Origin of the sequence: Tessaracoccus palaemonis, assembly GCF_019316905.1 — a bacterium.
In the GTDB taxonomy this organism is placed as follows: Bacteria; Actinomycetota; Actinomycetes; order Propionibacteriales; family Propionibacteriaceae; genus Arachnia; species Arachnia palaemonis.
In genome coordinates this window covers 2,840,449-2,864,491 of the sequence record NZ_CP079216.1, presented here as the reverse complement: position 1 = coordinate 2,864,491, position 24,043 = coordinate 2,840,449, and the positions used below count along the sequence as shown (strand labels likewise).

General features: G+C 71.0%; 21 protein-coding genes and 1 tRNA gene. 11 read left to right on the top strand and 11 right to left on the bottom strand.

Features of this window, described 5'->3' with window-relative positions; all coding sequences use genetic code 11:
- Positions 1-5: 5 nt before the first annotated feature.
- The gene (mshB, locus tag KDB89_RS13055; RefSeq protein WP_255555958.1) at positions 6-896 is read left to right on the top strand and encodes an N-acetyl-1-D-myo-inositol-2-amino-2-deoxy-alpha-D-glucopyranoside deacetylase; all 891 of its coding nucleotides are present in this window, start codon (positions 6-8) and stop codon (positions 894-896) included.
- An 86-nt stretch (positions 897-982) separates the two neighbouring features.
- Here the strand turns inward: mshB and KDB89_RS13050 are convergent, their stop codons facing one another.
- Positions 983-1,609, bottom strand: a complete 627-nt coding sequence (locus tag KDB89_RS13050) for an HAD-IA family hydrolase (RefSeq protein ID WP_219081731.1) — start codon at positions 1,607-1,609, stop codon at positions 983-985.
- Positions 1,610-1,613: 4 nt separating this feature from the next.
- Positions 1,614-3,083 carry a purine-cytosine permease family protein gene (locus tag KDB89_RS13045; RefSeq protein ID WP_439654856.1) on the bottom strand — a complete coding sequence of 490 codons (1,470 nt, stop codon included), beginning with the start codon at positions 3,081-3,083 and terminating at the stop codon, positions 1,614-1,616.
- Between the two features lie 134 nt (positions 3,084-3,217).
- Here KDB89_RS13045 and KDB89_RS13040 point away from each other — a divergent pair, with 134 nt between their 5' ends.
- From KDB89_RS13040 to KDB89_RS13020, 5 genes are all read left to right on the top strand, one after another.
- On the top strand, positions 3,218-5,584 hold the full coding sequence (locus tag KDB89_RS13040; RefSeq protein WP_219081729.1) for an alpha-amylase family glycosyl hydrolase: 2,367 nt from the start codon (positions 3,218-3,220) through the stop codon (positions 5,582-5,584).
- Position 5,585: 1 nt separating this feature from the next.
- Positions 5,586-6,530: a diacylglycerol/lipid kinase family protein gene (locus KDB89_RS13035; protein WP_219081727.1), complete on the top strand. Its 945-nt coding sequence runs from the start codon at positions 5,586-5,588 to the stop codon at positions 6,528-6,530.
- An 839-nt stretch (positions 6,531-7,369) separates the two neighbouring features.
- Positions 7,370-7,963, top strand: a complete 594-nt coding sequence (locus KDB89_RS13030) for a DUF4126 domain-containing protein (RefSeq protein WP_219081725.1) — start codon at positions 7,370-7,372, stop codon at positions 7,961-7,963.
- 74 nt (positions 7,964-8,037) lie between these two features.
- Positions 8,038-8,784: an NUDIX hydrolase gene (locus tag KDB89_RS13025; protein ID WP_255555957.1), complete on the top strand. Its 747-nt coding sequence runs from the start codon at positions 8,038-8,040 to the stop codon at positions 8,782-8,784.
- Positions 8,785-8,854: 70 nt separating this feature from the next.
- Positions 8,855-8,927 (top strand) — tRNA-Thr (locus KDB89_RS13020).
- A gap of 44 nt (positions 8,928-8,971) precedes the next feature.
- On the opposite strand, the gene KDB89_RS13015 is transcribed toward KDB89_RS13020, so the two are convergent.
- Positions 8,972-9,529 (bottom strand): hypothetical protein, encoded by a 558-nt coding sequence (locus tag KDB89_RS13015; RefSeq protein ID WP_219081722.1) that lies wholly within the window; start codon positions 9,527-9,529, stop codon positions 8,972-8,974.
- A gap of 57 nt (positions 9,530-9,586) precedes the next feature.
- Here KDB89_RS13015 and KDB89_RS13010 point away from each other — a divergent pair, with 57 nt between their 5' ends.
- Positions 9,587-11,680 carry an NAD(+) synthase gene (locus tag KDB89_RS13010; RefSeq protein ID WP_219081719.1) on the top strand — a complete coding sequence of 698 codons (2,094 nt, stop codon included), beginning with the start codon at positions 9,587-9,589 and terminating at the stop codon, positions 11,678-11,680.
- 532 nt (positions 11,681-12,212) lie between these two features.
- Complete coding sequence (locus KDB89_RS13005; protein WP_219081717.1) at positions 12,213-14,519, top strand: RecQ family ATP-dependent DNA helicase; 2,307 nt, start codon at positions 12,213-12,215, stop codon at positions 14,517-14,519.
- Positions 14,520-14,546: 27 nt separating this feature from the next.
- Here the strand turns inward: KDB89_RS13005 and KDB89_RS13000 are convergent, their stop codons facing one another.
- Together KDB89_RS13000 and KDB89_RS12995 are read right to left on the bottom strand one after the other, a co-directional pair.
- Positions 14,547-15,041 carry an RNA polymerase sigma factor gene (locus KDB89_RS13000; protein ID WP_255555955.1) on the bottom strand — a complete coding sequence of 165 codons (495 nt, stop codon included), beginning with the start codon at positions 15,039-15,041 and terminating at the stop codon, positions 14,547-14,549.
- A complete protein-coding gene (locus tag KDB89_RS12995) occupies positions 15,038-15,496 on the bottom strand; it encodes a hypothetical protein (protein ID WP_219081713.1) in 459 nt (152 codons plus the stop codon). The genes KDB89_RS13000 and KDB89_RS12995 overlap by 4 nt, the downstream gene beginning before the upstream one ends.
- Positions 15,497-15,901: 405 nt before the next feature.
- On the opposite strand from KDB89_RS12995, the gene KDB89_RS12990 reads away from it, so the two are divergent.
- Positions 15,902-16,813 (top strand): siderophore-interacting protein, encoded by a 912-nt coding sequence (locus KDB89_RS12990; protein WP_219081711.1) that lies wholly within the window; start codon positions 15,902-15,904, stop codon positions 16,811-16,813.
- A gap of 242 nt (positions 16,814-17,055) precedes the next feature.
- Positions 17,056-17,685, top strand: coding sequence for a DUF1345 domain-containing protein (locus tag KDB89_RS12985; protein ID WP_219081709.1), 630 nt, complete (start codon positions 17,056-17,058; stop codon positions 17,683-17,685).
- Between the two features lie 566 nt (positions 17,686-18,251).
- On the opposite strand, the gene ald is transcribed toward KDB89_RS12985, so the two are convergent.
- The 4 genes from ald to KDB89_RS12965 are packed head-to-tail and all read right to left on the bottom strand — an operon-like array spanning position 18,252 to position 21,904.
- Entirely contained in the window at positions 18,252-19,373 is a 1,122-nt protein-coding gene (ald, locus tag KDB89_RS12980) for an alanine dehydrogenase (protein WP_219081707.1), read from the bottom strand.
- Between the two features lie 15 nt (positions 19,374-19,388).
- Complete coding sequence (locus KDB89_RS12975) at positions 19,389-20,297, bottom strand: PfkB family carbohydrate kinase (protein WP_219081705.1); 909 nt, start codon at positions 20,295-20,297, stop codon at positions 19,389-19,391.
- Positions 20,294-21,277 carry an ADP-ribosylglycohydrolase family protein gene (locus tag KDB89_RS12970; RefSeq protein WP_219081703.1) on the bottom strand — a complete coding sequence of 328 codons (984 nt, stop codon included), beginning with the start codon at positions 21,275-21,277 and terminating at the stop codon, positions 20,294-20,296. Before KDB89_RS12970 ends, KDB89_RS12975 begins: the two co-directional genes overlap by 4 nt.
- A gap of 9 nt (positions 21,278-21,286) precedes the next feature.
- Positions 21,287-21,904: an HAD family hydrolase gene (locus tag KDB89_RS12965; protein WP_219081701.1), complete on the bottom strand. Its 618-nt coding sequence runs from the start codon at positions 21,902-21,904 to the stop codon at positions 21,287-21,289.
- Positions 21,905-21,950: 46 nt separating this feature from the next.
- On the opposite strand from KDB89_RS12965, the gene KDB89_RS12960 reads away from it, so the two are divergent.
- Positions 21,951-22,286 carry a YnfA family protein gene (locus KDB89_RS12960; RefSeq protein ID WP_219081699.1) on the top strand — a complete coding sequence of 112 codons (336 nt, stop codon included), beginning with the start codon at positions 21,951-21,953 and terminating at the stop codon, positions 22,284-22,286.
- Between the two features lie 61 nt (positions 22,287-22,347).
- Here the strand turns inward: KDB89_RS12960 and KDB89_RS12955 are convergent, their stop codons facing one another.
- Entirely contained in the window at positions 22,348-23,217 is an 870-nt protein-coding gene (locus KDB89_RS12955; RefSeq protein WP_255555953.1) for an iron-sulfur binding domain-containing protein, read from the bottom strand.
- A 233-nt stretch (positions 23,218-23,450) separates the two neighbouring features.
- Positions 23,451-23,990 carry a DUF6553 family protein gene (locus KDB89_RS12950; RefSeq protein ID WP_219081697.1) on the bottom strand — a complete coding sequence of 180 codons (540 nt, stop codon included), beginning with the start codon at positions 23,988-23,990 and terminating at the stop codon, positions 23,451-23,453.
- Positions 23,991-24,043 lie beyond the last annotated feature (53 nt).

Genomic DNA, 24,043 nt, shown 5'->3' with positions numbered 1-24,043 from the left:
ACACCGTGACAGCACCCGACCGCCGCCTCCTCCTCGTCCACGCGCACCCCGACGACGAGTCCAGCCAGTCGTCAGCGACCATGGCCCGCTATGTCGCCGAGGGGGCCCAGGTCACCCTCGTGACCTGCACGCTCGGTGAACTCGGCGAGATCCTCGTGCCCGAGTGGACGCACTTCTCGCCCGCCGAGCTCGGCGCCCACCGCCAGGAGGAGATCCGCACGGCCCTGGCGGAGATCGGCGTCACCGACCACGTCTACCTCGGCGGGGCCGGCCGCTACCACGACTCGGGCATGACACACGACGAGAGCGGCCGTGTCGTCGCGCCACCCGAGCGCCAGCCCAACGCCTTCTGGGACGCGGACCTGCTCGAGGCGGCCGACCACCTCGTCGAGGTCATCCGCTCGCGCCGCCCGCAGGTGGTCAGCACGTACGACCCGTTCGGCAACTACGGCCACCCCGACCACGTGATGGCCCACCGCGTCGCGATGTACGCCTGCATGCTCGCCAGCGCGCCGGCCCACCGACCGGACCTGGGCGAACCGTGGCAGGTCGAGCGCGTCCTGTGGAACACGCACAACACCGCTCGCTGGGCCGAGGCTTACGCGGTCGCCCGCGAACGCGGCCTCGAGCTGTGGCCCGAACGTGAGGTGGATCCCGGAGACGTCGGCCCCGACCCGGAGCGGATCGTTGCCATCGTCGAGACCGCCCCCTGGCTGGAGGTCTGCCGGGCCGCGCTGGCGTCGCACCGCAGCCAGGTCAACACCGAGGACGACTTCTGGCAGTTCTACCGGATCATGCAGGAGCTGCCAGGCTCCGGCGAGGCTTACCTGCTGGCCGCCGGCCGCCCGTTCCCGGTCTCCGACGCCCCGGCCAGTGACCTCTTCGCGGGCCTCTGACTGGACCCCGGCTCAGCGGGCCCCGCGACCGTCCCGCCCCGCCGATCAGAAGGCGGCCGCCGGCGCTGCCGGCTGACCGGCGGCGATCAGAGCCCGAGGATCGGCCGGAGCTCGTCGAGCGAGGCGACGCTGTAGTCCGCCTCGTCGTCGACAGGGGCGTCGGGGGACTCGAGGGTCGCCGAGGCCATGCCCGCCCGGCGGGCCGCCACGGCGTCGATGGGCCGGTCGCCGACGCTCAGACACGAGCGGGCCGGCAGCCGGTGCCGCTTCAACAGGGCGAGGTGCATCGACGGGTCGGGCTTGCGCGGGAACCCGTCGGAGGTGGAGAGCAGGTCGTCGACGGCGAGCCCGAGGCCGCCGATCAGCGACATCGCCGAGGTCCGGTCGCGGTGCGTGACCACCAGGTTCAGCACGCCGGCGACGGCCAGGTCGCGCAGCAGCTCCCGCGCACCCGGCATCGCCGGCGCGGGGTGCTCCTCCCAGCGATGCTTGAGCGCCGCGTTCGCCGCCTCGAACTCCGCCGCCGGGATCCCGAACCGACCGGCCAGCGCCGTGACGGCCTCGGAGGTGGAGCGCCTTGTCAGCCGCGCGACCTCCGCCTCGCCGACCGTCTCCGCGTGCGCCGCGACCACGGCCGCGAACGCGCGGTCGAGGGCCGGGTAGGTGTCGACGAGCGTCCCTCCTAGGTCCCAGACGACCGCGCGCCTCAGCACCGGATCAGGCCGCTTCCTGCGCCCGGATCTTCGCCGCGCGGGCGAAGTACGTGACCACGAAGCTCAGCACCAGCGCGAAGAACACGCCCAGGTTGGCGTAGGCCCAGTCGCCCTCCTTGCCGCCGATCAGCGGCAGCAGGTAGCCCTGCCAGTTGTTCCACGACGCGGACTCTGCGAAGTTGTTGACGACGAAGCCCCAGCCGATCAGCGACGCGGCGACCATCGTGCCGATGGAGGTCCAGTCCCATGCGCCGTAGATGCCCTTCGGGTCGAACAGCGCGGCCTCGTCGTAGTTCCTGCGGCGACGCAGGATGTCGGCGATGAGGATGCCTGCCCACGACGCCAGCGGCACGCCGAGCGTGATGAGGAAGCTCTGGAACGGGTCGATGAAGTTCGCGGCGAAGAAGACGACGTAGATCGTGCCCAGCGTCAGGATCGTGCCGTCGATGCCCGCGGCGACCGGGCGGGGCACCTTGATGCCGAGGCTCAGCAGCGTCAGGCCGGAGGAGTAGATGCCGAGCACCGCGCCGGACACGAGGGCGAGGACGGCTGTCAGCAGGAACGGGACGAGCACCCAGATGGGCAGGATGGAGGCCAGCGCGCCCAGCGGGTCGGAGTTGATGGCCTCGCTCAGTGCCGGGTCGGAGCCGGCGAGCAGCAGGCCGACGATGACGAGCGGGATCGGGGCGACGGAGGCGCCGAAGGTGTTCCAGAAGATGATGGAGCCGTCGGATGCGGTGCGCTTCTGGTAGCGGGTCCAGTCGGCGGCGATGTTGATCCAGCCGAGACCGAAGCCCGTCATGACCATCACGAGCGCGCCGATGACGGCGCCGAGGCTGCCGGCGGGGATGGCGGAGACGGCGGCCCAGTCGATGTGGCCGAACGTCAGCACGACGTAGAGGATGGTGATGAAGCCCGTGAGCCAGGTCAGGATCGACTGCAGCTTCATGATCGTGTGGTAGCCCAGCACGGAGGCGCCGACGATCAGCGCCGCGACGACGATCGTCGCCACCAGCTTCACCGCGGTCCCGCCGTCGCCGCCGAGGCGGGCGATGATGCTGGAGGTGGCCAGCACGGCGAGGATCGCGAGGTAGGTCTCCCAGCCGATCGACGTCAGCCAGCTGACGATGCCCGGCACCTTCTGCCCCCGCACGCCGAACGCTGCGCGCGACAGCACCATCGTCGGCGCCGAGCCGCGCTTGCCCGCGATCGCGATGACGCCGCAGAGGAAGAATGAGATGACGATGCCGATCACGGAGACCACGGCGGCCTGCCAGAACGAGATGCCGAAGCCCAGGATCCAGGCGCCGTAGCTCATGCCGAACACGCTCACGTTGGCTGCGAACCAGGGCCAGAACAGGTCGCGCGGCTTCGCGTGCCGCTCAGACTCGGGGATGATCTCGATGCCGGCCAGCTCGATGAGTGGCGCGCCGGCGGCGTTGCCGGGCAGTCCGGCGGGCGATTCGGTGGTCACTGTGTGCTCCTACTAGGTGGTCTGCGGTGGATTCTCCCAGACAGGGGAGCGCGCGGTCCCGTCGCCGCGCCGCCCGGGATGCCGACCGGCCACGATGCGGGCCCCGCTTGTCGCGCCATGACAGAATCCGAGGCATGAGCTATGTCATCGCGCTCGACGAGAAGTCCTGGCCGAGGGCCGAGTGGCCCCTCGGCGCGCACCCGTCCGCCGAGGGGATCACCTTCGCGGTCTACGCTCCCGCAGCGACCCGCGTCCAGCTGGAGATCTACCCCGAGGCGATGGGTGCCGGCGCGTCCAACACGTTCCTGCTGGCCAAGGGCGACGACGGTATCTGGCGAGGCAAGGTCCAGGGCCTCCAGCTCAACGCCCTCTACGCCTACCGGGTGTGGGGGCCGAACTGGCCCTACGTCGACGGATGGGAGCCCGGCTCCGACCTCGGCTTCGAGGCCGACTTCGACGAGGCGGGCAACCGCTTCAACCCGAACAAGGCGCTTTTCGACCCCTACGCGCGCGAGGTCACCCACAACGTCTACAGCGACGCGCTGCTGGACCTCGGCGTCGACGACGGCGTGTTCGGCACCGGTGACGACGACGTCGACGGCGTGCCACGCCGCCTGATCGACACCGGCCCGTACGTGCCGAAGGGCGTCGTCATCGCCGGGACGGCCACCGTGTCGCCGCGGCCTCACATCCCGGGCGAGCGGGCGGCCATCTACGAGACGTCCGTCGAGCAGCTCACCGCCCACCCGTCCGCCGCCAGGCTCGGGGAGCTCCTGGCGAGGGAGCCCGCGTTCGGGGACGTCGTCGACATCCCCGAGCAGTTCCTCGGCACGTACAAGGGCGCGGGCATGATGGCCCCGTACCTCAAGGCGCTGGGCTTCACGACCATCGAGCTGCTGCCCATCCACGAGACCAACGCGTCGGAGTCCGGCCGCGAGACGGACAAGAGCAACGCCTGGGGCTACATGACGCTGGACTTCTTCGCGCCCAACCGCAGCTACGCGTTCGACCAGAGCCTCGGCGGCCCGACGCGCGAGTTCAAGGACATGGTCTCCTCGTTCCATGACCACGGCCTCGAGGTGTACCTCGACGTCGTCTACAACCACACAGCGGAGGGCGGGAACTGGAACGGCGACGCCTCCGTGACGGGGTTCACGAACCTCGGTGGATTCGCGACGGCCGAGTACTACCAGATGACCTCGACGAAGACGCTGGTCGACGGTGCGACAGGCACCGGCAACCAGATGAACTACTCGTCTCCTGCCGCCGTCGACCTCGTCCTGGACTCGCTGATGTACTGGACCGTCGACATGGGGGTCGACGGTTTCCGCTTCGACCTCGCCACCGTGCTCGGCCGCAAGCCAGCAGCCGCGGACGCGGACGACTGGACCGCCCAGAAGCGCTTCTTCACCGACCACCCGCTGCTGCTGGCGATCGCGCACATGGCGCGCCGCCGTCGCATCGAGGTCATCGCGGAGGCCTGGGACCTGTGGGGCTACGAGGTCGGGAACTTCCCGCGCGGCTGGGGCGAGTGGAACGGTCGCTACCGCGACGCCGTGCGCCGGTTCTCCAAGGGGGACGGCAACATGACCGACTTCCTGGACATGGTCAACGGCGACTACCACCACTTCCACGACTCCGGGGGCGCGCAGAAGACCATCAACTTCATCGACGCGCACGACGGGTTCAACCTCGCGGACCTCGTCAGCTACCAGAACAAGGTCAACGACCAGCCGTTCCCGTTCGGCCCTTCCGACGGCGGCAGCGACAACAACCTGTCGTGGGACTCGGGCGGCGACCAGGCGCTGCGCCGGCAGCGGCTGCGGAACCTGTGGACCATCCTGTTCATGTCGCGGGGCGTGCCGATGGTCGTCGCGGGTGATGAGTTCGGCCGCACGCAGAACGGCAACAACAATCCGTGGGCGCTGCATTCTCTCGCAATGTGCAACAACTACGCGGCCGTCGCGACCAATCAGCCGCAGGCGGTCGACGTGGACGCGGGCGTCGAGGACGCCATCTACCACGACAACCTGGGGACGTTCGACACGGAGCCCCACGTCAACGGCCTGTTCCGGTTCGCGACGTTCATGGCGAACCTGCGCCAGCGCCACGAATCGCTCCAGCAGAAGCACTACGGCGACCTGATCCCGGACAACGAGGATGTCAGCTATCTGTTCCACACCCCGTCGGGGGACGGTTACCCCCAGGAGGGGGAGCGGGCGGTCGCGGTGCACATCAACTCGCCGGGCGATGACTTCTGGATGATGGTCAACATGACATCGGAGGCCATCGACTTCCGCGTGCAGGCCGCCGAGGAGGGCAACGTGTGGCGTCGGCTCATCGACACCGCCAGCTGGGCTGAGCCGGCCAGCAACCACTGGCCCGAGGGCGACGGCATGATCGTGCGTGACGTGGCGACGGTGCAGCCCTGGTCGATCGTCGTGTGGCACCAGCTCGAGCGGCCCGACGGGTCGCGCCCGGTCCCGGTCTGGCAGGACTGACATGCCGAGGCTCGCGGTGGTGCTCAACCCCACCAAGCCCGTCGCGGACACCGTCCGCGCCGCCGTCGCCGCCGCCGAGTCGGCGCACGGCTGGGAGCAGAGCCTCTGGTACGAGACGACGGTCGAGGACCCCGGCGTCGGGATGGCCAGGGCGGCCGTCGAGGACGGCGCCGACGTCGTGCTGGCCGTCGGCGGTGACGGGACCGTGCGCGCCGTCGCGGAGGGGATGAAGGACTCGGGCGTGCCGCTGGCGATCTGCCCGCAGGGCACCGGCAACCTGCTGGCCCGCAACCTCGGGCTACCACTGGACGACGTCGTCGGCGCCGTCGAACTCGCTTTCGGCGGGGTCGACCGGCCCATCGACCTCGCGGTCGTCGCGCTGCGGCGCATCGACGGCACCCGCGACTTCCGGACCTACACCGTGATGGCCGGGGTCGGGCTCGACGCGCAGATCATGAGCAACACCGATGAGCAGCTCAAGGCGAGGGTCGGAATGCTGGCCTACGTCCAGACCGGTGCGGTCGAGGTGGGTCGGAACCGTCGGATGCAGGTCGGGTACCGGATCGAGGGCGGGCGCCAGCGCCGCACCAGGGCGCAGATGGTGCTCGTCGGGAACTGCGGATCCATCGGCTACAACGTGTTCCTGATGCCCGACGCCTCGCTCGATGACGGGCGCCTCGACCTGATGATGGCCAAGCCCGCGTCGCTCGTCGGCTGGCTGGTCGTCGGCTGGCGGGTCTTCGTCGACTACGCGCTCGTCCGCCGGCTGCGACGCAAGGCGGGGCGTCGGGAGGACCGGTTCACGAGCTACATCCAGGCCACACAGCTGACGCTCGAGTTCGACGAACCGGAGCAGATCGAACTCGACGGCGACCACTTCGGCCAGGTGACCGCTGCGCACTTCGCCGTCGCCCCGGGGTCGCTGGTCGTCAAGGTCCGGCCCTGAGCCCAGTCGCGTCGGTTCCTGGCGACCGCGCTGAGTCTGTCCTTGGGGCCAATCTTGCGCACAACTGTGGCCTGGTCCCCAGCACGCGTCGTATATCCGCTTGCTTCGGCTCTGGCCACTTTTTTGCACGGGAAGTCGGGGTGGGGGTCGTTGAGCTTGTTGAAACGCCCTGAGCGCAGCGAAGGGTCCAACCCTTGGAGTCTTCGGCGGAGAGGCAGGCCCGCCTGGTGTCGTCGGCTCGCGACGGGTCGGACTGGGCCGTGGATTTCGCCTCGCTGCGCTCGGCGCCCTTCGACGGGCTCAGGGAACCGGATGGGCCAGCGCCCTCCCACGGGCTCAGGGAACCGGATGGGCCAGCGCCCTCCCACGGGCTCAGGGAACCGGATGGGCCAGCGCCCTTCCACGGGCTCAGGGATCCGGGTGGGCCTCTCCCGTGCACAACTGTGGCTTGGTCCGCAGCACGCGTCGTATATCCGCTTGCTTCGGCTCTGGCCACTCTTGTGCACGGGAAGTGGGGGTGGGGGTCGTTGAGCTTGTCGAAACGCCCTGAGTGCAGCGAAGGGTCCAACCCGACCCAGGGTCGTCTGCGAAGGGTCCAACCCGACCAGGCGTCGTCTGCTTGCGACGGGTCGGACCTGGCCGGGGACTTCGCCTCGCTGCGCTCGGCGCCCTTCGACGGGCTCAGGGAACCGGATGGGCCAGCGCCCTTCGAAGGGCTCAGGGAACCGGATGGCGGCGGGTGACGGCGAGCAGCGGAAGGGTCGGGTCGGTCCCTGAGCCGCCCCTGAACCTGTCTCCCGACCCTGGTGACGCCCGGCGGCCCGACCAATACTGGCTGCATGGAACTGCTGCCGATGACGTTCGCCGCGGGCTTCGCCTCCGGCCTCAACGCCTATGCGACGGTGTTCGTGCTCGGCCTGCTCGGCCGGGTCCTCGGCACCGGGTCAGTGCCGGCCGGGTTCGAGCGGACCGACGTCCTGATCCTGATGGGTGTGCTGGCGCTGGTGGAGTTCGTGGCCGACAAGGTGCCGGTCGTCGACTCCGTGTGGGACCTCCCGTCGACGGTGATCCGCCCGGTGGCCGGGGCGTTGATCGGCGCGCTGATCGCCGGGGCGCAGGGCGATCTGCTGACCATAGCCCTGGCAGCCGTCGGGGGTGTGACGGCGCTGCTGACCCATGTCAGCCGGGCGGGGGTGCGGCTGGCGGTGAACTCCTCGCCCGAGCCTGTCTCCAACCTCGGCGCGTCCCTCGCCGGGGACGTGTCCATGCTGAGCGTCACGACGCTGGCCGTGCTCTACCCGGTGCCCGCCGCGATCGTCGCGGCGATCCTGCTTGCCCTGCTCCTGTGGCTCGCCTGGACGTTGATGTCGCGCATCCGCCGTGGGCTGCTGTGGTTGCGTGGCCGGCTGACGCTCAGTCATGCCGACGGGTGACCGCCTCGCAGGTAGGTTGCGTCCATCCGCCGGATTCGACGCAGCTGTGTCAGCGCCACATGTACACTGCCGCGGTGACCAACAGCTCTGAGACCCGGTTCGCGGTGGCCGCGGAGGTCGTCGTCCTGACGCTGCATGACCACCGCCTGCACGTGCTGCTGACCAGGGTGACCCTCCCGGGCTTCACCGGCCGGTTCTCGCTGCCCGGCGGCTTCGTGCAGCCGGAGGAGAGCCTGGAGGAGGCCGCGTACCGTGAGCTCCGTGAGGAGGCACACGTCGCCCCCGAGGACGTTCGCCTCGAGCAGCTCCGCGCCTACGGCCAGCTCCCCGATGAGACCCGGGCAGAGCACGTCGTCTCCGTCGCATGGGTCGCGCTCGGTGCCGATCTGCCCGACCCGGACGAGTTCTTCGCCGAGCGCGCGAAATGGGTTCCCGTGGACGAGATCGCTGAGTGGAATCTGGCGTTCGGACACGAGGCGATCGTCCGCGACGGCGTCGAGTGGGCCCGCGAGCGCCTCGAATCGACGACGCTCGCCACTGCCTTCTGCACCGAGCCGTTCACGCTGCCCGAGCTGCGTCGGGTCTACGAGGCCGTCTGGGGCGCGACGATCGACCCGCGCAACTTCCAGCGCAAGGTGCTGCACGCCGGGGGGTTCGTCGAGCCGACGGGGGAGGTCGTCCACGGCCGGGGACGCCCCGCGCCCCTGTTCCTCCGCGGTGGTGCCAGCCGCCTGCACCCCGCCATCCTGCGGCCAGAGCCTCACCACCAGGCGGTCGACGGGACTGTCGGCGCTGAATCCCTCCCGCAGATCACCCTCTGACAAGGGGCTGGGCCCTCGCCGCGCCCGGGAGTGTGTACCTGACGCGGATCGTGTAGGGTGATCGCTCGTTGCCCCTATAGCTCAGTAGGCAGAGCGTCTCCATGGTAAGGAGAAGGTCTGCGGTTCGATTCCGCATGGGGGCTCTGGACCCGGGCTTCGACCCGGGTCCCGGTGTTTTCAGGGGCAATCAGCGACGACGCCGAAGCCCCGCCGCCACCAGCCCGCCCACCGCTGCGACGGCCACGACGACGACCGCTCCGATCAGCCACGGCGACCAGCCGCCCGCCTCGGCGGACGGATCGACGGCCGGCGCGCGTGATGCCTCCCACGGCCCGCCGAACGCCTCGGCCGCCAACTGCAGGGCGGTGGCCTCATCCGCGGGCTGGCTGCAGAGGTTGGTCGAGTACGTGTCGGAGGAGCCGAACCCCCACAACACCATCTCGGTGCCCACCGGCAGCCCGCTGACTCCGCAGGATGCCTCGTCCGCGCTGGTGGTGACGGTCACCGTCGCCGCAGGGTCTCCCTTCCAGACGCGCGTGACCGTCGCGGAGTAGGTGAGTTCCCCGGCCGACGCGACGGGCGGCCCCAGCGTGACCGATGCGATGACGTCGACGTTCTTCACGAGGTCCGCGTCGTCGGGCGCGGCGCAGGAACAGGCGGCGGCGGGGGCGGCGTTGACGGTGTGCAGGAACCCGATGCCCAGCACCGCCAGCAGGAGCGACAGGATCCAAGATGAGGCGCGCATGACCCAGTGTCCCGCAGACCGTCATGGGTTGTCACCGGCGCGTGGAAGACTGTCGGCATGGAGTTCGCCTCGCTGTACAGCCACGGTTTTGCGCGCGTTGCCGCATGCACGTTCCACGTCGCGCTGGCCGACCCGGCCGCCAACGTCGCGCGGATCGTCGAGCAGGCGACCGCCGCGCACAACGACGGGGCCGCCGTCGCGCTGTTCCCCGAGCTGTCGCTGTCCGGCTACTCCCTCGACGACCTGCTGCTGGCCGACGTCCTGCTCGACGCCGTCGGCGACGCGATCGTCGCGCTGGCGGAGGCCACCGTCGAGTTGACGCCGCTGATCGTGGTCGGGGCGCCGCTGGAGGTCGGCGGGTCGCTGTACAACTGCGCCGTCGTGCTGCACGAGGGGCAGATCCGCGGCGTCGTGCCGAAGACCTACCTGCCCAACTACCGCGAGTTCTACGAGAAGCGGCACTTCGTCTCGGGCGCCGATGCCCCGTCGACCCTGCGACGCCCGGGCTGGCCCGGGGCCGACGGCGACGGCGAGATCCCGTTCGGCACCGACCTCATCTTCCGCGCCGGCGACCTGCCCGACCTGAGCGTCTTCGTCGAGATCTGCGAGGACATGTGGGTCCCGCTGCCCCCGTCGACCCGCGCTGCACTGGCAGGGGCGAACGTCGTGCTGAACCTGTCGGCGTCGCCCATCACGATCGGCCGCGCGGAGGACCGCGCGCTGATGGTCCGCTCGCAGAGCGCCCGCGGCGCCGTCGCGTACGTCTACGCGGCCGCCTGCTTCGGCGAGTCCACCACAGACCTGTCCTGGGACGGGCAGACGATCGCGTACGAGGCCGGCGACCTGCTCGGCGCCTCCGAGCGCTTCCCACTCGAGGGGTCGCGGCTGGTGGTCGACGTCGACCTCGACCGGCTCCGGCAGGAGAAGCAGCGCCAGAACTCGCTGCACGACAACGCCGTCGCATCGGGGGTCGGGCCGGATGACTTCAGGTGGATCGAGTTCACGCTCGACCCGCCGTCGTACGACCTCGGCCTGCGGCGGCCCCTCGACCGGTTCCCGTTCGTGCCCGACGACGCCGCCCGGCTGGAGCAGGACTGCTACGAGGGCTACAACATCCAGGTCTCCGGGCTGGAGCGGCGCATGCTGTCGATGAGCGGCGGCGACCCGGCGAAGGCGCCGAAGATCGTGATCGGCGTGTCCGGCGGCCTCGACTCGACGCACGCCCTGATCGTCGCGGCGAAGGCCTGCGACCGGCTCGGCCTGCCCCGCACCCACATCCTCGCCTACACGCTGCCCGGGTTCGCGACGTCGGGGCACACGAAGAACAACGCGACGATCCTGTCGCAGGCGCTGGGCGTCACGTTCGAGGAGGTGGAGATCCGGTCGATGGCGCAGTCGTTGCTGAAGGCGCTGGGCCACCCGGCCGGCGACGGCGAGCCCGTCTATGACGTCACCTATGAGAACGTCCAGGCCGGGCTGCGGACCGACTTCCTGTTCCGGGTCGCCAACCATCGCGGCGGTTTCGTGCTCGGCACCGGCGACCTGTCGGAGCTGGCGCTCGGCTGGTGCACCTACGGCGTCGGCGACCAGATGAGCCACTACGCGGTCAACACCGGCGTCCCCAAGACGCTGATGCAGCACCTCATCCGGTGGGTCATCAGCTCCGGCCAGTTCACCGAGCCGCAGGTCAACGAGACCCTCGACTCCATCCTCAACACCGAGATCTCGCCCGAGCTGATCCCCGTCGCCGACGGTGCCAAGCCGCAGTCGACGCAGGACTCCATCGGCCCGTACTCGCTGCACGACTTCACGCTCTACTACCTGCTGCGGCGCGGCTACCGGCCCAGCAAGACGGCGTTCCTCGCCTGGCACGCCTGGCGCGACGAGGCGGCCGGCGACTGGCCGGCCGGCTACCCGGACGAGGACAGGACGTCATACGACCTCGCCACCATCAAGAAGTGGATGCGCGTGTTCCTGCGCCGCTTCTTCAGCAACCAGTTCAAGCGCACGGCAATCCCCAACGGCCCGAAAGTGCTGGCGGGCGGGTCGCTGTCGCCGCGCGGCGACTGGCGGATGCCGTCCGACGCGTCGTCGGCCGCCTGGCTGTCCGAGCTCGACCGCAACGTCCCGGAAGATCTGCTGATCGGCTGAGGTCGTCCACTTCGGTTCCCTGAGCCTGACTTCGGTTCCCTGAAGGTGTCTCCTTCGGCTCCATGAGCCTGTCATCGGTTCCTTGAGCGGGTCTTCGGTTCCCTGAGCCTGTCTTCGGTTCCCTGAGCTCGTCGAAGGGCGCCGAGCGGAGCGAGGCGGAGGTCTCGGGTTGGACCCTTCGCTTCGCTCAGGGCGGTTCGACAGGCCTGTGCTGAGCTTGTCGAAGTGCTCAACGACCCGGTGGCATTGAAGGGCTCACCGACCCGGCTGGGCTGAGACAAGGGCTGACCGACACGGTTCCGAGCGTGTCCCGTTCGGTTCCCTGAGCTCGTCGAAGGGCGCCGAGCGGAGCGAGGCGGAGGTCTCGGGTTGGACCCCTTCGCTTCGCTCAGGGCGCTTCGACAGGCCTGTGCTGAGCTTGTCGAAGTGCTCATCGACCCGGCGGCATCGACAGGCTCAACGACCCGGGATCGTCGATGACCTCAACGACCCGAGCGGGTGACTGTCGGTGGGGGTGCCTAGGGTGGAGCCCATGCGCGATGACTGGAGCGACGTTCCACCGGACGACGACTGGGCGCCGCCGCCGGAGGACGACTTCCTGCCACCCGACGACCTCCACGGCGCGGGCTGGGAGGCCGGCCTCCCGCGCCGGGGCATCGAGCCGGAACCCCGTCAGTCGGCGGGGCCGCTGGAGCGCACCACCGTCGCCGAGTGGCCTCCCGCGCCACGCGACGAGGCCGAGACCGTGCTCCGTCGCCTCGTCGGCCGCGACGACGTGGCGCTGCGCGAGGACCAGTGGTCGGCGATCGAGGCGCTGGTCAACGACCGCCGCCGCGTGCTGGTCGTGCAGCGCACCGGCTGGGGCAAGTCGGCCGTCTACTTCGTCGCGACGGCGCTGCTGCGCGCCCGCGACGCCGGGCCCACAGTCATCATCTCGCCGCTGCTCGCGCTGATGCGCGACCAGATCGCCGCGGCCGAGCGGGCCGGCATCCGGGCCGTGACGATGAACTCGGCCAACGTGACCGAGTGGGACGAGGTGCGCGAACGCATCTCCTCAGGCGACATCGACGTGCTCCTCTGCTCGCCCGAGCGCCTCAACAACCCGGACTTCCGCGACACCGTGCTGCCGCGCCTGTCCGCCGACGCCGGGCTCATCGTGGTCGACGAGGCGCACTGCGTCTCCGACTGGGGCCACGACTTCCGGCCCGACTACCGGCGCATCAGGGACCTGATCGCCAACCTGCCGGTCAACATCCCGGTGCTGGCGACCACGGCGACCGCCAACGAGCGCGTCACGCGCGACGTCGCCGAGCAGCTGGCCGTGCATGCCGACGGCAGGGCCGAGGACGTGCTGGTCCTGCGTGGCTCGCTGGACCGCGAGTCGCTGCACCTGGCCGTGCTGCCGGTGACGGACCAGCCGACCAGGGTCGCGTGGCTCGTGGAGGCGCTGCAGAGCTTCCAGGGGTCCGGCATCGTGTACACGCTCACGGTCGCGGCCGCGAACCAGGTCGCGGAGCAGCTCCGCGAGCGGGGAATCGACGCCCGGGCGTACACCGGACAGACCGACAACGCCGAGCGCGAGCAACTCGAGGCCGACCTGCTGGCCAACCGAGTCAAGGCGCTCATCGCGACAAGCGCACTCGGCATGGGCTTCGACAAGCCGGACCTCGGCTTCGTGATCCACCTCGGCGCGCCGAGCTCGCCCATCGCGTACTACCAGCAGGTCGGACGTGCGGGTCGCGGCGTTGCCGACGCCACCGTCGTGCTCGTTCCCGGCGAGGAGGACGGCGCGATCTGGAGCTACTTCGGGTCGCTGGCGTTTCCCGCCGAGCGCCAGGTTCGCGAGGCGCTGTCGGTGCTGGGGGAACACGGCACGATGTCGCTGCCGAAGCTCGAGACCTACGTCGATCTCAAGCGCAGCCGCCTGGAGCAGATGCTGAAGGTGCTGGACGTCGACGGCGCCGTCCGCCGCGTCAAGGGCGGCTGGACGGCCACGGGGCAGTCGTGGACCTATGACGCCGAGCGATACGAGCGCGTCGAGCAGTCCCGGCTCCACGAGCAGCAGGCCATGAAGGACTACGAGGCCACCGCCGGGTGCCGCATGGCGTTCCTGCGCGCCCAGCTCGACGACCCCGAGCTGGTCGACGGCTGGCGCTGCGGTCGCTGCGACCGCTGCTCCGACCTGCACCTCCCGCCGTTGCCCGACCGCGCGGCCATCGACGCCGCCCGCGCCGCGATGGACCGCCCAGGCATCGAGATCACGGCGCGTCGGCAGTGGCCCTCGGGCATGAGCGCGCTCGGCGTGAGCCTCTCCGGCCGCATCCCCGTCGACGAGCAGGCCGAGGCCGGCCGCGCCGTCGCCCGGCTCGACGGCCTCGGCTGGTCCGCGCCGCTGCGCGACCTCTTCGCGCCCGACGCCCCCGACTCCGAGGTGCCCGTGCCGCTCAGGCACGCACTGGCCCGCGTCCTGGAGGCGTGGCCGGAGGCGTCCGAGATCGACGGGATCGTCTACCTCGCCTCCGCCACCCGGCCCCGGCTCGTCGAGCATCTGGCCCAGGGGTTGGGAAGGATCCTCGACCGGCCGATCGTCGGCGAGATCCGGCCCAAGGATGGCTCCGAACCGGGCCGGCACGACGTCGGCTCGGCGCTGCGGCTGGCCGGCATCGCCGGCAGGCTGGAGCTGGCGCTGTCCGACCAGGCGCGCGCCGGTCTGCCCGGTCGTCGGATCCTGCTGGTCGACGACCGCACCGACTCCGGCTGGACGCTCACCTTCGCCGCCCGGCTGCTGCGCCAGGCCGGCGCGTCGGTCGTGCTGCCGTTCGTCCTGGCTCAGGAGTAAGGCGGAGGGCGTCGAATCGGCGGGTCGTCAGCCGCAGAGCGATTCCGCAGGCTGCAGGGCCTCGCGGAGCTGCTGCTTTGCCGCGGCGTAGCGGCTGCGGGCCGTCGACGGGTTGACCCCGAGCACTTCGGCGGCTTCCGCGACCGTGAACCCGTCCCAGTGGACGAGGGTGACCAGGTCGCGCTGGTCGGGGCCCAGGTTGTCAATCGCCGCCCTGACCGTGACAGCGTCCTCAGGTGACGCTGTAATCGGAACCGTGAACTGGGACCGAAGCTTGGCGGCCAGCGCCAGACGTCGACGCCGACCGCGCCGTTGGTTTGCGAGCACGTTTCGCGCGATGCCAAACAGCCACATCCTCAGCGGTGTTGCCTCCGCAGGGGCGTCAGCGAGGCGGCGCCAAGCCTGGAGCATGGTCTCGGCAAGGAGGTCCGCAGCGTCGTCGCGCGGGTCCACACGCCGCTCGAAGTAGGCGAGTAGGTCGTCGGCGTTGAGGCGCAGGGCAGCGCGCAGCTCGGCGCTCACTTCTCGCCGCACTCGAGGTACCCGGAGACTGAGCTGATCGTTTCCATCGGGAGGCCCCTGGACGCGAGATAGACCTCGAGGTCGTCGTAGAAGACGCGCAGCGTGCCGCTCATCTCCGCTTCCCAGTCTGACACGCGAGGGGCGGCCTCTGGCTGAGTCAACAGCTCCTTCTCGCTCTCGCGGAAGTCACTGCGTGCCTCGTTGCGGTCGATGGACGCCCAGTCATAGCTGGCGGCGAAGCCGTTTGCCGCGTCGCGGGTCTTGACCTGGATGTCATGCGGCCAGTCCTGGGTCATGGGCTCGCCGCCCATTTCGTCGTGGGTGTAGAACTCGACATCGAAGTGTGTGGTCTGTCCGTCGGGGCACACGACCGGGATCTCGGGCGACATCAGTTTCTGGGCCACGGCAACCGCGAGTCCACCGCTGAACAGTAGAGCCGTGGTGGTGGCGATCACGCCAACGATGCGAGGTGACCTTCGTGGGCGGGCCTTCGCCTCCGTCGTGGCGACGAGAGCTGCGAGCTGGTCGTGTAGCTCGTCGCCACGCTGAAGAAGTGGCGGAGTTGCCGTCATGAGCCGTTCGTCCAGGTCCATCATCAGGCCTTTCATCGGGGTGCGTTCATCGGGTACCTGTCCGCTAACCGCCGATGTGTCCATTCTGAACCTAGGGCTCCTCCGACGGAATCCCGGGTTCAGCCCGACGCAGGCGGGATGACTGCCTGGGATCCGGCCCATTCGCCAGGTAGTGCCTCGAAGGTGACGGGGCTCTGGGCCGCCAGGTGCGATCGGGGAGCCCCAGAGGGAAGCTGGCTTTGAGACCCGGGCGTTTAGGTAAGGCTCCCCTCATGTAATACTGGCCGGGTGACAGCCACCGTCGTCGAAGCAACCGAACGCCCCGCCTACCGCGCCTTCGAGGTGCGCGTCGCGGCCAGAACGCAGCTGAGCCCGCATTTCGTGCGCCTCACGTTCGTCGGCGACGACCTCCACGAGTTCGGCACCGCCGGCCTCGATCAGCGCATCAAGCTGATCCTCCCTCATCCCGTCACCGGCATGGAGACGTTCCCGCGCACGCAGGACTGGTACTCGCAGTGGCGGCTCCAAGACGAGGACGCCCGATGCGACGTGCGGACCTACACCGTCCGCGCCGTCCGCCAGGAACTGCGCGAGGTCGACGTCGACTTCGTGTGCCACGGCGACACAGGCCCCGGCTCGGCGTTCGCCTGCTACGCGAGCGTCGGCGACGAGCTCGTCATCATCGGCCCCGACGACCTGAGCCCCGGCCGCGAGCTGGGCATCGACTACCGCCCCGGCTTCGTCGACTCCCACCTGCTGGTCGGCGACGAGACCGCCGCACCCGCCATCTGCGCGATCATCGAGTCGCTCGGCGCCGACGCCCGTGGGCTGGCCGTCATCGAGGTGCCCAGCGCGGAGGACGCCCTGCACGTGGACGCGCCCGCCGGCATGACCGTGAAGTGGCTCGCCCGCGAGGGTGCCAGGGGCGAGCGGCTGACCGCCGAGGTGCGCGACTGGGTCGCCCGCACCTGTGCCGCCCGCTGCTGCGACACCTGCGACATCGCAGCCCTCGAGATCCCCGACGACGAGCTCCTGTGGGAGGTGCCCGAGGGCACCAGCGCCGACGGCGGACTCTACGCCTGGCTCGCGGGCGAGGCGGGCGTGATCCGGTCGCTGCGCCGGTTCCTCGTCGGCGACGCTGGCATGGACCGTCGCCGTGTCGCGTTCATGGGCTACTGGCGCGTCGGCGCCGAGGGCTGATCACCGCGCCTCCTTGACGCCACCCTTCTTGGCAGACGCCACCGTTGCGCGCAGACGCCACCCTCGGTCACCGATGCCACCGCCATGGCGATGGCATCGGTCGTTGGAGGTAGCGTCTGTCGGTAAGGGTGGCGTCTGTCGGTAAGGGTGGCGTCGGTCAAGAAGGGTGGCGTCGGTCAAGAAGGGTGGCGTGGTGGTCAGCGCTGATGCGCAGCGCCGGACGCGGTGGCTAGATTGACGCCATGCAGGCATCCCGCGCCGTCCACCGCACCACACGGCTGGTGATCTGCGCCGCGGTGGGGGTTGCCGTCGGGCTGCTGGTCGCCGCGTTCGCGTCCCCGCACCTGGCTGCCTCGGCCGGCTGGACGGGCGGAGTGCTCTTGTACTGCGTCTGGACCTGGGCCAAGCTCTGGCGCCTCGACGCGAGGCAGACCGCCGCCAACGCACGCCAGGAGGACCCCGGGCGCGGACCCACCGACCTCGTGCTGGTCCTCGCCTCGCTCGCCAGCGTCGGGGGCATCGGCTTCGTGCTGCTCGCAGGCCAGGCCGCCGACGACGCGTCCGCGGCACTCGGCGCGACCACCGTCGCCGCCAGCTGGGTCCTCGTACACACCGTCTACGGCGTCCGCTACGCCGACCTGTACTTCTCCGCGCCCAGCCCGCCCATTGACTTCGGCGACGAGGCTCCCACCTACTCCGACTTCGCGTACCTGTCGTTCTGCCTCGGCATGACCTACCAGGTCTCCGACACGACGTTGCGCACCGGCCAGCTGCGTCGCGCGGTGCTCGCGCACACGTTGCTCAGCTACTTCCTGGGTGCGGTCGTGCTGGCGTGCACCATCAACCTGGTCTCCGGGCTGGCGACGCACTGATCGACCGCCAGGAGAGGGCACGGAGCCGGGAAAGCCAGTCCCTTCGCTGCGCTCAGGGCCCTTCGACGAGCTCAGGGAGCCGGGGGTGGGTCCTTTGACAGGCTCAGGGAACTGGGTCGGGTCGCCGAGCTTGTCGAGGTGCCTCGAGCGGAGCGGGAGGGGTGACCCCTCGGCAGGTGAGTCCCTTCGCTGCCGCTCAGGGCCCTTCGACGAGCTCAGGGAACCGGGATAGCCCCTTCGGCAAGCTCAGGGAACTGGGTCGGGTCGCCGAGCTTGTCGAGTGCCTCGAGCGGAGCGGGAGGGGTGACTCCTCGGCAGGTGGGTCCCTTCGCTGCGCTCAGGGCGCTTCGACAGGCTCAGGGAGCCGGGTTGGCTCAGGGAGCCGGGGTGGGTCCTTTGACAGGCTCAGGGAACTGGGTCGGGTCGCCGAGCTTGTCGAGGTGCCTCGAGCGGAGCGAGAGGGGTGACCCCTCGGCAGGTGAGTCCCTTCGCTGCGCTCAGGGCCCTTCGACGAGCTCAGGGAACCGGGTTGACTCAGGGCCCTTCGACGAGCTCAGGGGACCGGATCAAGAGCGCTCCAGCACCTCGGCGACTGTCGTCCACTCATGGCCAAGGGCCTCGGCGACGGGCTGGGACGTCAGGCGGCCCGCGTGCGTTGCGAGGCCTCGGGCCAGTGCCGGATCGACGCGCATCGCGTCATGCCACCCGAGCTGGGCCAGCTCCACCAGGTACGGCAGCGTCGCGTTCGTCAGCGCCCTGGTCGAGGTCCACGGCACGGCGCCCGGCATGTTGGCAACGCAGTAGAACACCGACTCGTGTACCCGGAACGTCGGCTCCTCGTGCGTCGTGGGGCGGCTCGACTCGAAGCAGCCGCCCTGGTCGATCGCCACGTCGACCAGCACAGAGCCGGGTCGCATCCGCGCGACCATCTCGTCGGTGACAAGCCGCGGAGCCCGCGCGCCGGGGATCAGCACCGTGCCGATGACGAGGTCGGCGGCCGTGACCTGCTCCCGGACCGCCAGCGCCGACGACGCGACAGTGTGGACCCGCCCGCCCCAGCGGCGACCCGCGTCGCGGAGCTTGTCCAGGTTGGTGTCCAGCAGCGTGACGTCGGCGCCCATGCCGACGGCGACCGCAGCGGCGTTCTGTCCAGCGACCCCGGCGCCCAGCACCACGACCTTCGCCTCGGGCACACCCCCGATGCCGCCCATCAGGATCCCGCGCCCGCCGCCGACCCGCATCAGCGCCTGCGCCCCGACCTGCGGCGCCAGGCAGCCCGCGACCTCGCTCATCGGGTACAGCAGCGGCAGCATGCCGGCGGCCGTCTGCACCGTCTCGTACGCGATGGACGTGGTGCCGGCCGTGAGCAGGGCCCTCGTGAGGGCGGGGTCGGCGGCCAGGTGCAGGTAGGTGAACAGGACGAGGTCGTCGCGCAGCAGCGGATACTCGGAGGCGACGGGCTCCTTCACCTTGCACACGAGATCCGAGAGGTCCCAGACCTCGGCCGCGTCGTCGAGGATGGTGGCGCCCGCGGCGCGGTACTCGTCGTCGCTGATCGACGACCCGCCGCCGGCACCCGCCTCGACGGTGACGTGGTGCCCGTGGGCGGTCAGCTCGTGCACCCCGGCTGGCGTGATCGCCACCCGGAACTCGCTGTTCTTGATCTCTCGTGGAATCCCGATGCGCACGGCTGCCTCCTGGGGTCAGGCTAGGGCCTCGGCCAGCTCCGCGCTGGTGGGGCCGGCTGCCGACCCGAATCGTGATACGGCGAGGGCGGCCGCTGCGTTGGCGCGCCTCACGGCGGCCGGGAGGTCCAGCCCGTCGGCGAGAGAGGCGAGCAGCGCGCCGGCGTGCGCGTCGCCCGCGCCCGTCGTGTCGACGGCGGTGGAGGGGAAGGCGGCGACGCGGAACGGCGCCTCACTGCGCCGGTGGACCCAGGCTCCTTCGGGGCCGACACGCGCGATCACCGTCGCGTCGTCGGGCAGCCGACCCCAGATGCCCAGCGGGGCGTCGACGGGCTCCCCGATGATCCCGAGCTCGCGTTCGTTCAGGCTGAGGATCGTGGTGTGCGCCAGCACCGCGTCGAGGACATCGCGGGGGATCTCCCCGAGCAGGGGGCCGGGGTCGAGCAGCACCGCGACGGGCCGCAGCCGCGCGAGGAGCCGCGCGACGGCCGGCCCGGTCGACGGGTAGAGCAGGTCGTACCCGCTGACGTAGAGCGCGTCGTCCGCCCGCCACGCGACGGCGTCGAGGTCCTCGTCCGTCAGCGTCTGCTCGACGCCGGGGCTGGTGACGAACGTGCGCTCGCCGTCGGGCTCGATGAAGCCGATGCAGCAGCCGGAGTCGCCGTCGAGGGCGCGGGGGAGCAGCACGTCGGTGCCTGTCGCGGCGAGTTCGCGCCAGATCAGGTCGCCGATCAGCCCGCTGCCGACCCGTCCGGCCAGCGCCGTGGGCATGCCGAGCCGCGACGCCGCCGCGATGACGTTGAACAGCCCGCCAGCCTGCGCGACCACTGGACCGCCCATGACGTCGCCGCCGCGCTCCGGCAGCCGCGGGACCGTCATCATCTGGTCGACGATGACGGATCCGAGGATCACGAGCCGGGCGATCATCCACGCACCGCCATCAGCTCGGAGGCCACGCGGCGCAGGTCGAATCCGGGGTTCGCGGCCTCCAGGAACGCCACCGCGTCGGGCGGGAAGCCCTCGACGCCATGCCGCGCGCCCAAGACCGCGCCGGCCATCGCCGCGACGGTGTCGGAGTCGCCGCCGAGCGAGGCCGCGGCGCAGACGCCGCGCCAGGGATCGTCGGGGAAGGCGGCGACGATCGCCAGCGCTGCGGGCACCGATTCCTGCGTCGCGACCGAGGTGCCGACCAGCGTGGCGATCGCCTCGCACGGGTCGTCGGCGGCCGCGGCCAGCGAGATCGCCCACATGATGCGCATCGCCACCGACGGGCCGGCCGTGTCATGCCCGCGCAGCGCGCCGAGCTGGGCCGCCTCGACTGCGGTGCCGAGCTGGTCAGCGACCGTCGCGCCGTCGATCCCGGCCGACACTGCCGCGCCGATGGCGGCCGCGCCGGCGTTGCCGAGCGTGGTGTTGTGCGTCAGGACGTTGACCTCGGCGAGGCGGGCGACGAACGGCTCCAACGGCAGCGCGCGGTGCGCGATCCCGAACGGCGCGACGCGCATGGCGGCGCCGTTGGTGTCGCCCCAGCGGCCGGTCTCCGTCGCCGGCGTCCCGGCCCGGAAGGCGGTGATGGCGCGCAGCGTGGAGGGGCCGAGCAGGTCCAGCGAGCCCGCGGCCTCCATCCGCTCGTGCCAGGCGATGAGCTCCACCGCGAAGGAGTCGAGATCGACGGCGCCGTCGCCCTCGATCAGCAGCCGGGCGAGGATCATCGCCTGATGCGTGTCATCGGTGACGGTCCCGGCCAGCTGGCCCGGCGAGATGGGGTTCTCTGCCGGACCGGCATGGAAGGTGTCTAGCTCCCCGAACAGGTCGCGGATCCGCGACCTGGTGAGCAGCTGCGTCGGCATGCCGAGCGCGTCGCCGAGCGCGAGCCCGATCAGCGCCCCTTCCGCTCGCGTGTTCATGCCGCCACCCTACGGTTGCGGCTCGGCGCGTTGCAGGACCCCGAGCCCCTCCAGCCAGGCGCGCGTGTCGTCGTCGCTGACGAACAGGTGCGCCTGCCAACCCTCGGCCGCGGCTGCCTCGACGTTCGCGATCCGGTCGTCGACGAACGCGATGCGTTCGGCCGGGAGCCTGAGGTCGGCGGTGACGAGGCGGTAGATCTCGGGGTCGGGCTTGACGACGCCGTAGCTGGCCGAGATGAAGAGCCGGTCGAGGTCCTCGCGCCAGGGCGCGCGGTCGGCCATGACCTGCATCGCGTGGGGAGAGTTGCTGAGCACGGCGACCTGGCGGCCGGCCCGGCGGCAGTCGCGCAGCAGCTGCCTGGCGTCCGGCCGCAGCCCGGTCCAGATGCCGGCGTCGAGCAGCGCGATCTCATCCATGAACTCGGCGTCGGTCGGCCGGTCGAGGGCCTCGAGCAGCGGGGCCCAGTAGGCCGCGTCGTCGGCCCCGGTGTCGTATGCGTCGCGCCCGACCCAGTACAGCGGCGCCAGGTCGTCGACGGGTACGACGAGATGCTCGGCGATCATCGGTAGCAGGTCGGGCGGCGAGGCCAGCACCTCGCCGAGGTCGAACACGACAGCCTGGATCATGGGTCGAGCCTAGTTGCGGGCTCCGACATGGCCTAGGTTCGGGGTCATGCTCTCGCTGAGGTCCATCGCGCTGTTCATCGCCGCCGCCGTGTGCGAGATCGGCGGCGCCTGGCTGGTCTGGCAGGGCATCCGCGAGCACCGGGGCTGGCTGTGGATCGGGGCCGGCGTGGTCGCGCTCGGCCTCTACGGCGCCGTCGCGACGCTGCAGCCCGATGCCAACTTCGGCCGGATCCTCGCCGCATACGGGGGCGTGTTCATCGTCGGTTCGCTCGCCTGGGGCATGGCGCTCGACGGGTTCCGCCCCGACCGCTGGGACGTGGTCGGGGCGTTGATCTGCCTCGTCGGCGTCGGCATCATCATGTACGCCCCGCGGGCGTCGTGACGCCGGCCGCCCGGAGGGCGTCGTCGGCCGTCGTACCTGGCTGACGTGATCGGGGCGGCGGTCAGGGGAGGGTGAGCCCCGCGGTCGCCCGGGCAGCAAGCCGGTCGGCGACCAGCGAATCAGCGCAGCGGACCAGCTGGTCAGGGTCGGGCCAGGCGACGTCGGCCAGCGGCACCGGACCGTGGGCGGCACGTAGCGCGGCCATGATCCGGCCGCGGCACTGACGGTCGGTGCCCTCCCAGGCCTGCGCCACGCGCGGTGCGCCGTCCCACTCCGGGCGGCCGGCCGCGAGCCAGGCGCAGTGCCGGGCGACGGGGCAGGCCTCGCAGCGGGGCGCCCGTGCGGTGCAGACCACGGCGCCCAACTCCATCGCGGAGGCTGACCACAGCGCGGCCTCCGCGTCGTCGTCGGGCACCCACTCCCAGGCCGCGGCCCGCTCCGCGGCCGTCTCGTGCGCCGCCGGATGCTCGACGCCTGTCGCCAAGCGGGCGAGGACCCGTCGGACGTTGACGTCCAGAACCAGGGACCGGCGGCCGAACGCGAACGCGCGCACCGCGGCCGCGGTGTAGCGGCCGATGCCCGGCAGCGCGAGCAGTTCGGCCTCGTCGTCGGGCACCTTGCCGTCGTGGCGGTCGACGATCGCCGTCGCCGCATCGCGCAGCCTGAGCGCCCGGCGCGGGTAGCCGAGCCGGTCCCAGGCGCGCAGCACCTCGTCGACGGGGGCGGCTGCCAGGGCTGCGGGCGTCGGCCAGCGGGTCAGCCAGTCGCGCCATCGCGGCTCGACCCTCGACGCGGGGGTCTGCTGCAGCATGATCTCGCTCACGAGCACGCCCCACGGCGTGACGTCGGCGCCCCGCCACGGCAGCGGCCGGTGCACGGCGGCGAACCAGGCGGCCAGCTCGTGCCGGACGGCGGCGCGGTCGTGGGTCACGTGTGTCCTTTCGCTTCGCTCAAGGCCCTTCGACCAAGCTCAGGGAACCGGGTGCGGCCCAACGACCAAGCTCAGGGAACCGGGTCGTTGAGCCTGTCGAAACGCCCTGAGCGTAGCGAAGGGCCGAGGTGCCCTTCGACAACCGGATCGTTGAGCACTTCGACAGGCTCAGCACGGGCCTGTCGAAACGCCCCGAGCGGAGCGAGGGTTCGATGGCGGGCACGGGCGGCGGCTCACGGGGCCGGTGGCTGGGGCAGACGGTCGGCGACGGCGGCCTCGACCTCGGCGAAGCGGGCCACCGCGGTCCTCACCTGTTGCTCCAGGCCCGGAGCGGCGAGCAGCAGCCCGTCGAGGTAGAGGCCGGGCAGGTCGGCGGCGGAACCGTCGAGTGCCCCCGAGTCGATCATCAGCCGCGCGGCCTGCGCGTACTCCAGCGCGATCTTGCCGCGCAGCTCCGCGTCGTCGAGGCGCTTGAGGCCGAAGAGCGTGCTGGAGTACTGCGGATCGGTCAGGCAGCTGCCCCAGTAGAGCTGGGCGGCGTCACGGAGCTCGGCGTGCAGCGCGGCGACCCCCGCCTCGTCGACCGCGGCCCGCGTGTCCTTGACGAACCCGCGGATCGTCCGCGCGACGTTGCGGCGGTCGCCGCCGAGGGAAGCGTTGCGGCCCGCCACCGCCAGCTCGAGCCAGAACCCGACGAAGCGGTCGCCGGTGCCGAGGCGTCGGCCGAAGCGGGCGCGCTCCAGCGCGGTGCGGGGTTCACTCACGTCTGCCATGCAGAGACCCTAACAAGCCGGTCCGCTGGCCTCGCCCCGTGGTGGCCGCAGGG